Below are 11,087 nucleotides of genomic sequence, written 5' to 3'. Positions count from 1 at the left end.
GGTGCGAGTAACTCTCAACATCTTTATGGTCGAGCGGTTGATATTCGACCAAGCAGCCCGGCATCATTAGCTAAATTTGAGGGGTTTCTTGATCGGTATTGGTTTGGAGCGCTAGGGTACGGAGCGCGTCGGGGGTTTATCCACATTGACACTCGGAACGGCAAAGGCTGGAGAAGTGGCGGCGAAAAAGGTCCGAGATGGGATTATTAGACAGGGGTATCATAATACTCAAATAGTCTTTCCACATCTGTCTTAGGTGGGAAGTAGGACGAAATTGCTAACCTAATTGAGCGAAAAAAGCAAGGAAAAACAATTAAAAAATGATTAAATTTTGGCGAGGGCGGGCGGTGCAGAGAGTTATCTTTGCCTTGTTAGGATTAGTCTTGGTGCTTGGATTAAGTATTATTCCCGCTTTTTCTCAGGCCCCTCCTAATCCTTTTCGAGTCGCCACAGAAGCAACTTTTCCACCCTTTGAATTTCAACAAGGGGGACAATTAACCGGGTTTGATATCGATTTAATGCGGGCGATTGGCAAGGAAGCTGATCTCAACATTGACTTTAGAAATTTACCCTTTGATGGTATTATTCCGGCTCTACAAGCAAGAACAGTGGAAGCCGCTATTAGTGGCATGACAATCACCGTCGAACGCGCCCAAGCGATTTCTTTTTCTCGACCTTATTTTAGGGCTGGTTTAGCGATCGCTGTTCGGGAAGATAATAAGACGATTAAAAATTTTGAAGACTTAAAAGGCAAAAGAATTGCCGTCCAAATTGGCACAACGGGAGCCTTAGAAGCGACAAAAATACCGGGGGCAACAGTTAGTCAATTTGACTCGGCGGCCTTAGCTTTGCAGGAATTAATTAATGGTCGAGTTGAGGCGGTAGTTAACGATAAACCCGTGACTTTGTATGCAATTAAACAAGCGGGTTTAAGGGGAGTAAAAGTAGTCGGAGAATTATTAACAGAGGAATTCTACGGGATTGCTTTACCCAAAAATTCCCCCTATCTCCAGTTAATTAATGATGCTCTCGGTCGAGTCATAGAAAGTGGTCGGTACGATGCTATTTTTAGGCAATGGTTTGGAGAAAAACCGCCAGAATTACCCTTAGTTGCCCCGGCTTTAAAGAATTTACAGGAATCGAGTTTTAACTGGGGAGAATTATTCTATAACCTGATTTTCAAAGGGGTTCCCTGGACAATTCTGTTAACGGTTCTGTCTTTTCTGTTCGGGTTAATCGGCGGAACTTTAGTGGCTATTGCCCTGATTTCTCCCTACAAATGGTTAAAAATAATTTGCCGCATCTATGTGGATTTCTTTCGGGGAACACCGATGCTGGTGCAATTATTCTTGATCTATTTTGGTTTGCCCGGGTTGTTCCGAGAAATTGGCTTAAATATCGACTTAGATCGTTTACCGGCGGCCCTATTTGCCCTAAGTTTAAATGTAGCGGCCTATTTAGCTGAAATTATGCGCGGCGGTATTCAATCGATCGATAATGGTCAATGGGAAGCTTGTTCTAGTCTAGGAATGTCCCCAGTGCAAACCATGCGCGAGGTGATTTTTCCCCAAGCTTTTCGCCGGATGTTGCCCCCCTTGGGGAATGAATTTATCACCCTAATTAAAGATACCAGTTTAGCGGCAGTAATCGGTTTTGAAGAATTATTCCGGCAAGGTCAGTTAATGGTAGCCACTACCTATAAAGCTTTCGAGATTTATATCGCTGTTGCTTTAGTTTATTTGGTTTTAACTACCCTTTCCTCCGTGGTATTTAAGCGCTTAGAGATTTATATGGATCCCCTACATAAATCTAAACAGGAACAGAAAGCCTAGGGGCAACAGATGGGAACTGAAACCGAGTTTAAGAGAATTGTCAGGGGGGTAACTTCCCTGACTGTTAAAACCGACTAAGGGCAAGAAATTAAGCTTAAAATGCCGAGGTGGTAGTCAATCAGTCGATCGAACCAGCGTTTTTAGAGGCAGAAATAAGCCAAAAAGCCCCTAAACCGGAGGTAAGAACCACGATAATAATTGACCCGACCAATAACCAACTATTTTTAGAAAATGGCTGTTTTGAAGCAGTAACGGTGATAGGAGGGGTGACTGAGACTTCTTCCTTAACCAGCAGCGAAGAAGAGGGGGGTGTAACCAGACGGGGACGAACCGGGATGACGAAGGATGGTTCCTCGACGGGATTCCTCTCGAAACTCTCTACCACTTTTTCTAATCTTCTTCCCTGAGCAACTACTGTCTCAATTTCCTGACGTAATTGCCGATTACTCTTGACAAGTTGCTGGTTTTGTGCTTCTAGAGATTCCGCCCGTGCCTGAGTGGACTGCAATTCTTTGACTAATTCTCGATAGACCGAGAGGGGAACCGAGGGACGACCAGTCAAACTCTGGATTGCTTGGCGGGAAATAGGCGGCGTAGTGGTCATGAATTGACTAATTTAGGGATTTTAAGGGGTAAAAATGGCCCACTGGACCGGTTCCGTGACCGATAGCGAGGGAATGATCGAGGGCGTTAGTAACGTAATCCTTGGCTTTTCTCACCGCTATTTTCAGGTCATCACCCAAAGAGAGGTTAGCGGCGATCGCAGCCGAGAGAGTACAACCAGTCCCGTGAGTGTTATTGGTTTCGACGCTTCTGGTCTTAAAAGTTTCCCATTCTTCCCCATCAAAGCAGATATCAACCCCACGCAGCCGGCCTTTCATGCCGCCACCTTTCACTAATACCGGTGTGGCCGACTTCTGGAAAATAATTGCGGCGGCCGCTTTCATCGTCTCAAAATCATTGATCTCGATGCCACTTAAAAGCTGTGCTTCGTAACGATTAGGGGTAATAATCGAAGCTAGAGGAATTAAACTATCAAAAAGACTATCTACAGCCCGATCATCAATTAATTTGGCTCCTACCCGCGAAACCATAACCGGATCCACCACTAAACTGGTCAAACGCCAGCGCTCGATCGACTGGGACACCGCTTCGATAATCTCGCTGCTAAACAGCATTCCCGTCTTGACCGCTTGCACACCGAGATCCCCGACCACGGCATCGATTTGGGCCGTTACCATTTCTGGACTTAAGGACTCGACGCGCTCGACCCCTAGGGTATTTTGAGCGGTAACGCAGGTAAGGGCGCTGGTGCCGTGAACTCGGTGGAAGGCGAAGGTTTTCAAATCCGCTTGAATTCCCGCACCGCCACCACTATCGGAACCAGCGATGGTAAGGGCAATGGCAGTCATGGAGGTTAGCGATCAAAAGGACGACGACGTTGCAAGAATTCGGGGATATCTAATCCCGCTGGTTTTGGTGGTTCGGGAGTGGGTGCTGGACTTGGTGCGGGGGTATTAATCACCACCTTGCTACCGGTGGGACGAGAGGGGGGTTCGCCGGAAAAACCGGTAGCAATGACGGTAATTCTGACTTCTCCCTGCATTTTCTCGTCAATTACTGCCCCAAAGATGATATTAGCGTTGGGATCCACCACTTCATAGATAATTTCGGCGGCGGCATTGACTTCATGTAAGGTTAGATCTTGACCACCAGTGATGTTAAAGACTACGCCTTTGGCACCTTCGATCGAGGATTCCAGTAACGGTGAGGATATAGCAGCGGTCGCTCCTTCCTTAGCCCGAGATTTTCCAGAACCAATGCCGATGCCCATTAGGGCCGAACCCGCGTCGGCCATCACTGCCCGCACATCGGCGAAATCCACATTTACCAGACCGGGGATAGTGATAATATCCGAGATACCCTGTACCCCTTGCCGCAGTACATCATCAGCGACGCGAAAAGCCTCCTGTAGGGGAGTTTCGGCGGGTATTACCTGTAATAACTGGTTATTGGGTATAATAATCAGGGTATCGACCCGACTTTGTAAACCACCCACCCCTTCATCGGCCTGATTAGTGCGACGACGACCCTCGAAGGTAAAGGGACGAGTCACAACTCCCACGGTCAAACAGCCGATTTCTTTGGCAATTTCGGCCACAATTGGAGCAGCCCCCGTTCCCGTGCCACCGCCCATGCCGGCGGTAATAAAGACTAGATCGGTTCCTTCCAATGCTTGGGCGATTTCATCCCGAGATTCTTCCGCCGCTTTCTGTCCGATCGCCGGATTGCCGCCTGCCCCTAGGCCCCGGGTTAATTTTGTCCCGATTTGTAACCTCTGGGGGGCGGAGGAATGGGCCAGGGCCTGGGCATCGGTGTTAATCGCCCAAAATTCGATTCCGGTCACGCCACTGGCGATCATGCGGTTAACGGCGTTACAGCCCCCACCGCCGACCCCGATCACCTTGATCTTGGCGACATTGCTCGGCACGATGCGATTACTACGACTTTCTTCTCGGGGTGTCATCTGTGATTCATGGGGACTAGAAAATGATACACCAGCATTATTCTGATAGTAATGATTATCTTCGCTCATAGCTGAACTGGCATAATCGTTACTGTTCAGATTGGGGTGGATGGAAACAATTTCGTTAATCGATGTCATTGCAATTGGAACACTCTTAGTACAAGATTCTGTTATTGATTTGATAAATCAGAGATGCACTGTTAACACTATCACTAATATTATGTCGGTTCCAGTATCCACAGTATCAGTTTCTTGTTCAGAAAACCATAATTTGGTTTTTTTGGCAATACCTAAAGGGAATAATTGCGGTTATTTGCTGATAAATTGCAGTTAATCCCTACTGGTTGCCGTTACTTTGGCAACGATAGGGGCAGGCTGCGGTTTTAATTGTACAGTGGGAGCATCGGGATTGCTCAGGTCAATGTAGAGAATTCGCACTAGAGGTATCTTGGATGACAATGGCCGTGATTGTACGAGAGCGGTTAATTTTTCGGGCAATCTATCCCTATAAAAACCTAAATAGACCTGTCCTAGTTCGGTTTTTAGTACAAGATTACTAGGATTGCGCCAATCGATGGCGGTAACTTTAATCGATAAGTTATCAATCAAGGGATAAATTTTTTGCCACTGTTGTTGATATTGTCGATCATAACCAAGCACTTCTAGGCTAGGTAATTGGGTTTTGGGCAGAGTTCGACCATAATAGTTTTGAGGAATTATCGTTCCAGATGCATCTAAAAAGCCTTGCTGTTGATGGGAACGCCAACGGGCAACAGGTTTTCTTTCTTGAATAGAAACAATCACTTTCGGGGGTAATAATTGCCGCTCGATCTTAACGTCGGCAATAGCGGGAATGGCCGCTAATTTTTCTCGCAATTGATGGGTGGGTAATTCCCAGAGAGACAGGGGATAGCTTAATTTTAACCAAGCACGAATCGACTCGGGGGACATTAATTCCGTGCCTGCGATTTCCACCTGTCCGGCCTTGGTAATTGTCCAATAGGGCGAAGTCATCCCCCAAACTAATCCCGTCGCTAAACCACTAACCACCAGAAAGCGACCTAGAGCTTGCCACACCTTTGATCGCCTTTGGTGACGCAGGGTTTGTCGTTTTTGTTCCAGGGACAGGGAAGAAAGGATTTGATCACTCATAGGGAAAATCTGGGGCAGTTCTGCCGTTATCTTAGGTCACAAGTTGGGCTGCTGGCAACTCGATCGCTACTCAAGTAATCAGTTTGACAAAGAAAGAGATAATAAATGTTATAACAGTAGTAGTCTATAGGCGTTCTTTTGTCTGTCTCCAGGGAACCTAAACGCTCCTTTTTGCCAAGATATTTCGACGGTCAGCCAGAAAGAGCGTTCCGGCAAGAACAGCCTAATTTATCCGAAAATTACCTATGGTTATCAACAAACGCGGACTTGTTCTCGGTGCTACAGCAGTGGTCCTGTCTACCGTCGCCGTCACGGGGGCGGGATTCCGTCTCTCCCAAAGTCAAGCTTTTTTTCAGGAAAGTCCCAAGGAAACCGTTGATGAGGTTTGGCAGATCATCAACCGCACTTATTTAGATGGCACTTTTAATCAATCGGACTGGAACGCCATCCGCAATCAGTATTTAAATCGTTCCTACAAAAATCAAGAGGAAGCATACACTGCTATCCGCGAGATGTTGAAAACTCTCAATGATCCCTATACCCGTTTTATGGATCCCAAAGAGTTTAACAATATGAAGATAGATACATCGGGAGAATTGACCGGGGTAGGGATTCAACTGACCAAAGACGAGAAAACCAAGCAGTTAGTCGTAGTTTCACCCATTGAAGATACACCCGCTTCTAAAGCTGGTGTGCTGCCTAAAGATGTGATTATCGCTATCGATGGTAAATCCACCGAAGGCATGGAACTAGAGCAAGCGGTGAGCATGATCCGCGGCAAAGTGGGGACAAGCGTTAAGATCACGATTCAACGGGGTGAGGAGAAGAAAGAATTGACTCTTACCCGGGCCAAAATTGAAATTCATCCAGTGCGCGCCCACACGGAAAACACCCCGATCGGTAAAATCGGTTATATCCGTCTCAATCAATTTAGCGCCCAAGCTAGTGGCGATATGAGTCAAGCGATTCGCGAATTGGAAGCCGAAGAGGTGAAGGGTTATATTCTCGATCTGCGTTCCAACCCCGGCGGGTTACTCTACGCCAGCATCGAAATCGCTCGGATGTGGATACCAGATGGTTTAATTGTCTCTACGGTCGATCGCAAAGGGGTGACGGAACGTCAACGGGCCAATAATCAAGCTTTGACTAATAAACCCCTAGTTGTCCTCGTCGATGGTGGTTCCGCCAGTGCTAGTGAAATTCTCTCCGGGGCTTTACAGGATCATGATCGGGCGGTTATTGTCGGTACGAAAACCTTTGGTAAGGGATTAGTGCAATCGGTACGCAGTCTTAGCGACGGTTCGGGATTAGCGGTGACAATTGCCAAGTATCTCACCCCCAACGGACGCGACATCAATAAAGATGGTATTCATCCTGATGTGGAGTCGGAACTGAGCGACGAAGATCGCAAAAATCTTCAAGAGGAACGGGATCGGGTGGGAACCTTCCAGGATCCCCAATTCAAGAAGGGTTTTGAAATCTTGGAAAAAGAAATCACTGAAGGCAAGAAAACACCCACCAATACCGCTAAACAATAGGTTGACATTTGCCCGCTCGAATTAAACCCACCCGACGGGCGATCGCTTCTCCCCGCTCGGCAAAAGGACCCCAGTATTGACCATTAACTGGGGTTTTTCCGTTTTCTAGGGCTATAATCTGACAAATTCCAGTATTTTCCCGGACAATGTACCAGTTTTCTGCGGTATGATCCATAGATTTTTCTCCTTAATCCCCCCATTCCGGCCTTCTTATTCTTTGTGTGATAAGTTTAACTTATATAACAGCGATCAATCTTTGTGTCCTTTGTGTCTCTGTGGTTCGTTCCACTCACTCGCCAGCAGAACTGTATCTTAGAAGACATTTTACCCACCAAACCTAAGAGAGCCGTTGATTCTCCCTGAGATAAGAGAGACGATATATTTTTTAGCGGGCATAATTGGACAAATTAGGCTGAATTTACCACTCCCATTATCCGTCATTATGGCTTTGACAGACCACTACTCATCGGTTTTCGCTTCTTTTGTAATCCTCTCAATTTCCCCAATACGGTAATCCGTAAATCGACTAGAGCTAGACTTTTTCCCCGACTAAAATAAAATAGGAGGGAGAATAACTATCGACGATAAGCCGTTTTAAGATTATGGGATTCTTTGACTCAGAAGTGGTTCAACAGGAAGCTAGACAACTATTTGAAGATTATCAGTCTCTCACACAACTAGGCAGCGAGTACGGGAAATTCGATCGAGAGGGTAAAAAAATCTTTATCGATAGGATGGAGGAGTTAATGGAACGCTACAAGATATTTATGAAGCGTTTCGAGTTATCTGAGGATTTTTCCGCCCAAATGACCGTAGAACAGCTAAAAACCCAATTAGGTCAATTTGGTATGACTCCCCAAATGATGTTCGACCAAATGCAGCAAACTCTTGAACGGATGAAGGCAGAAATTCGCTAAAATTGCTGATATTTATCGGGTATTGGCTGACTTTTACCCGATAATGTCCTCTCCAGTTTACTGCTCGGAAAATTGGGTTTTCTGTGGGTTTTCGAGAACAAGGATCTAATAATTTTAAGTAGGTTAGCCGATGAACTCCAGGCCAGATTCACAAGAGAATATTGAGCCACCTCAGTATAGTGAAAAAACTAACCGCATTCAGGCAATCAGTCAACTGATTAAGGCGATAACCCCGTTAATTTGGGCTATAGTTGTTCTAGTGGTTATCGTGCCTCTTTTAGGTAAAATTTGGCTAGGAACTGCCAGCAATGAACCGTTAAAAACTAAGGTTGCTATTGAAACTAACCGAGAGATTCCCATCACTATACCTCAAAAATCTAACAGTCAAATCGATCGAGAAATTAGCCAAGCTTTACAGACAGCGAGAGCAAATTCTCAAAACTTCGCCCTAGGAGAAATTGATGGGTGGGTGGAGGAGTTGATGACACGAGTGGATCAGGGTTTTCTGCCTTGGTATTTTAACTATTTCAATCAAAAACAATTTGAGGGCAAGGCCTTTTTAAGTGGATTATACTCCTCGATCGCTCACTGGGTCAATACAGATAATCCACCCCCGGAACAGGTAGTGGCAGAAAATTTGACCAAAACTATTCAAACCGAGTTTACTAAACGGGTAATTCGTCCCCAAGAGGCCCAATTGCGTCTAGAGAGAATTACTAGGGATACCGTTAATTTATATGTCAATAATTTAAGCAATGAATTAGCGAATATTCAGGCCAGTTATCAAATTCCCCAAGGCAAATGGGACCGTTATCTTAGTGATATAGCCATAACAATTCAAGATACCGAGGGCAATATTTCTAACACATCAATTAAACTTTTAGTCGGTGGCACCACTGCTTTAGGAATTAAATCTCTGATCCCAGTTATGAAAGTGGGCAGCACAGTTTATTTGTCCCTAGCGGGAAAAACGGGGGCGAAAATTGCCACTAAAACCGGTGGGGCAGTAGCGAGTAGTTTTGGGGCAGAATTAATCGATCCAATCGTGGGAATTGGCTTGATAGTTTGGGATTTATGGGACTATCAGCACACGGTAAACATTGAAAAACCAATTCTGCGGGATGCCATTTTTAATTATTTACAAGAAGTCAAATACGATCTAGTCAATAATCATCAAGGTAGCGTCCTTTCATCTATTTATCAAATTGAAGCCAGTGTCAATAAATCTTTGGTAAGAACCTAAATAAAATCATCGAATTCTAACTGCGCCACCGTAAAATTTGTGCTTTAATGGGGTTGACAAAATCCCGTTTTTCTGCTTGGCATTTTTCGTATTCTTGCTTGAGGCGATAATACCATTTGGCCTGGGTATCGGCATCATCAATTAACATCAAAGCTGGATGATAACTAAGTCCCTCCTGTTGTTTAATAACCACATCCCGATCCTGTTTGAGGAATTGTAGAGTTAAATAACGCAAAAGAGGGGTTAAAAATGCCAACCAAGGGATCGTATAGTATAGACTTTGATGGACTTCGCAGTGATTTTCATCAATGGGAGTAATTGCCGTAAAAGCACAGGCCAAATGGCGATCACCTCGTAGTATTTCTGTACGCACCGAGGGCAATTCAAAAACAATTTCAATCGATACTTTATTACCCAAAATTTTATAGGGTTTCGCACTTACGGGCATATCATAGGGGGCAAGACGAAAACCGAGGGGAACAGGTTCGTATTGTTTTTCCTTGACCCGAAATTGGCGCGGACCGCTGCGCCACCACCAGGAAGTATGAACGTAGGGACCGTGGGCTGGATCCATCAATCCCACCACTGCATGGTCAATATGGCAGTCAAAAGTGATAGTTTCGGCTATTTTGGGGGTAAGTTGGCCAAAATCGCTAATAGTCGGCACAGGAGGCAGATTTTCTTGATTAATTTCTCTTTTTGAGTCTGCTGGAATAAACACCCAAATATGACCCTGTATTTCACGACAGGGATAACTGGTGACACAAATTCTGCTAATATCAAGGCGATCGTGTTCAGTTAATGAGGGTATCTCAGAACAAACGCCATCGCTAGTGTTAAATTTCCAGCCGTGATAGCAACAGTACACCCCATCGCCTTCAATCCAGCCATGGTGCAGCGGAATGCCACGATGGGGGCAAATATCGCGCAATGCGAACACTTCTCCATCCTGTCTCCTCCCGACAACAATCGGTTCACCTAGCATTTTTTTGGCCATTAGCTGACCGGGTTTAAGTTTATTTGCCGGTGTGGCCACATACCAAAAGTCGCGCAGTAAGCTAGTCATAGGGTTTCTCTGGAGAGCTTCGATCGTTCATCCTATCATTAGAATTGAAGGTTATGAGACTGGAAGCATAACTTGGCAGGACTCTCCCAGGTTTGGTGGGTAAAATGTATTCTAAGATACAGTCTTGGGGCAGTGAGTGGAACGAACCACAGAGACACAAAGGACACAAAGATCGATCACTGTTATATAATTTAAACTTATCACACAAAGTCGAGAAGAGCCTATTTGGCTCTTCTCGACTTTGTGTCTTAATTTTTGTTATGAATTAAAGCAAGCAAACAGCTGAAGTAATTGGTAAATCCATAACTTATTCTTTTAATAAGCTTTATTTTGGTATTCATTCCCTCAATTAATCCGTTGGTTGTATGATTTTCAAAGTAATTACAAATACCAGGCAAATGCTTCTGGATCATACTGGCACTACTTTCCTATAATATTCCGCCTATTCTTATCAATTTTTCCAGTTTTATCTCAGCGCATCTGAACGTTCTACAACCGGTTCTTCCGAACTTACCATGTAAAATCAACTAGCAAAATGCCAATTTAATAAACATCTAAGACTAAAGTTTTTAAAGTTTCTAAATCCATAGCCTCTCCTTTTAATCACCTTCAATTGTTAATTCCTTCCACTGTTCCCTGAATTGTTCGGTTATCAAAATAGGCAGTTATTTCGTCAATCCAGTGCGGGAGCAAGTCAGTTTTGTCAGAACATAAATACTATTCAATAGCTAAAGACTGTTATTTAGGTAAGCACAGCGGTGTTTAAGCACTTGAGGGATATTTTCTTCATTCCACTGGGCTCCAGAAATTTT

Annotated in this window: 11 protein-coding genes and 2 pseudogenes; 5 read left to right on the top strand and 8 right to left on the bottom strand. The window is 44.8% G+C overall.

The features are described from left to right. Both MiAbW_RS18260 and MiAbW_RS18255 read left to right on the top strand, forming a co-directional pair. Positions 1-210, top strand: a 210-nt coding sequence (locus MiAbW_RS18260) for a D-Ala-D-Ala carboxypeptidase family metallohydrolase (RefSeq protein WP_151695234.1), incomplete at its 5' end; no start/stop codon positions are given. Positions 211-320: 110 nt separating this feature from the next. Continuing rightward, positions 321-1,832, top strand: a complete 1,512-nt coding sequence (locus tag MiAbW_RS18255) for an ABC transporter permease subunit (RefSeq protein ID WP_151697251.1) — start codon at positions 321-323, stop codon at positions 1,830-1,832. Positions 1,833-1,950: 118 nt separating this feature from the next. Here MiAbW_RS18255 and MiAbW_RS18250 read toward each other — a convergent pair whose 3' ends face one another. The 4 genes from MiAbW_RS18250 to MiAbW_RS18235 all read right to left on the bottom strand — a co-directional run bounded on the left by MiAbW_RS18250 (position 1,951) and on the right by MiAbW_RS18235 (position 5,511). Then, positions 1,951-2,436: a bZIP transcription factor gene (locus tag MiAbW_RS18250; RefSeq protein ID WP_151697250.1), complete on the bottom strand. Its 486-nt coding sequence runs from the start codon at positions 2,434-2,436 to the stop codon at positions 1,951-1,953. 7 nt (positions 2,437-2,443) lie between these two features. Beyond that, positions 2,444-3,244 (bottom strand): bifunctional hydroxymethylpyrimidine kinase/phosphomethylpyrimidine kinase, encoded by an 801-nt coding sequence (gene thiD, locus MiAbW_RS18245; RefSeq protein ID WP_151697249.1) that lies wholly within the window; start codon positions 3,242-3,244, stop codon positions 2,444-2,446. 5 nt (positions 3,245-3,249) lie between these two features. Next, positions 3,250-4,497 carry a cell division protein FtsZ gene (ftsZ, locus tag MiAbW_RS18240; RefSeq protein ID WP_151697248.1) on the bottom strand — a complete coding sequence of 416 codons (1,248 nt, stop codon included), beginning with the start codon at positions 4,495-4,497 and terminating at the stop codon, positions 3,250-3,252. A 192-nt stretch (positions 4,498-4,689) separates the two neighbouring features. Then, entirely contained in the window at positions 4,690-5,511 is an 822-nt protein-coding gene (locus tag MiAbW_RS18235) for a cell division protein FtsQ/DivIB (RefSeq protein WP_151697247.1), read from the bottom strand. 245 nt (positions 5,512-5,756) lie between these two features. Here MiAbW_RS18235 and ctpC point away from each other — a divergent pair, with 245 nt between their 5' ends. Beyond that, positions 5,757-7,049, top strand: coding sequence for a carboxyl-terminal processing protease CtpC (gene ctpC / locus MiAbW_RS18230; RefSeq protein ID WP_151697246.1), 1,293 nt, complete (start codon positions 5,757-5,759; stop codon positions 7,047-7,049). Here the strand turns inward: ctpC and MiAbW_RS18225 are convergent. Next, complete coding sequence (locus tag MiAbW_RS18225; protein ID WP_045358326.1) at positions 7,039-7,224, bottom strand: hypothetical protein; 186 nt, start codon at positions 7,222-7,224, stop codon at positions 7,039-7,041. The genes ctpC and MiAbW_RS18225 overlap by 11 nt on opposite strands. Before the next feature lie 427 nt (positions 7,225-7,651). Here MiAbW_RS18225 and MiAbW_RS18220 point away from each other — a divergent pair, with 427 nt between their 5' ends. Both MiAbW_RS18220 and MiAbW_RS18215 read left to right on the top strand, forming a co-directional pair. After that, on the top strand, positions 7,652-7,966 hold the full coding sequence (locus tag MiAbW_RS18220) for a DUF1825 family protein (protein WP_151697245.1): 315 nt from the start codon (positions 7,652-7,654) through the stop codon (positions 7,964-7,966). 130 nt (positions 7,967-8,096) lie between these two features. After that, positions 8,097-9,209 carry a hypothetical protein gene (locus MiAbW_RS18215; RefSeq protein ID WP_151697244.1) on the top strand — a complete coding sequence of 371 codons (1,113 nt, stop codon included), beginning with the start codon at positions 8,097-8,099 and terminating at the stop codon, positions 9,207-9,209. Between the two features lie 16 nt (positions 9,210-9,225). Here the strand turns inward: MiAbW_RS18215 and MiAbW_RS18210 are convergent, their stop codons facing one another. From MiAbW_RS18210 to MiAbW_RS18195, 3 genes and pseudogenes are all read right to left on the bottom strand, one after another. Next, entirely contained in the window at positions 9,226-10,275 is a 1,050-nt protein-coding gene (locus tag MiAbW_RS18210; RefSeq protein WP_151697243.1) for an aromatic ring-hydroxylating oxygenase subunit alpha, read from the bottom strand. A 258-nt stretch (positions 10,276-10,533) separates the two neighbouring features. Next, positions 10,534-10,766 (bottom strand): annotated as a pseudogene (locus tag MiAbW_RS18200) (transposase); the annotation flags it as partial. Positions 10,767-10,798: 32 nt separating this feature from the next. Further along, positions 10,799-10,959, bottom strand: a pseudogene (locus MiAbW_RS18195) (transposase); the annotation flags it as partial. Positions 10,960-11,087: the final 128 nt, after the last annotated feature.

It is taken from the genome of Microcystis aeruginosa NIES-4325 (genome assembly GCF_008974145.1).
Taxonomy (GTDB): Bacteria; Cyanobacteriota; Cyanobacteriia; order Cyanobacteriales; family Microcystaceae; genus Microcystis; species Microcystis aeruginosa_G.
This window is presented reverse-complemented; position numbering and strand designations above follow the sequence as displayed.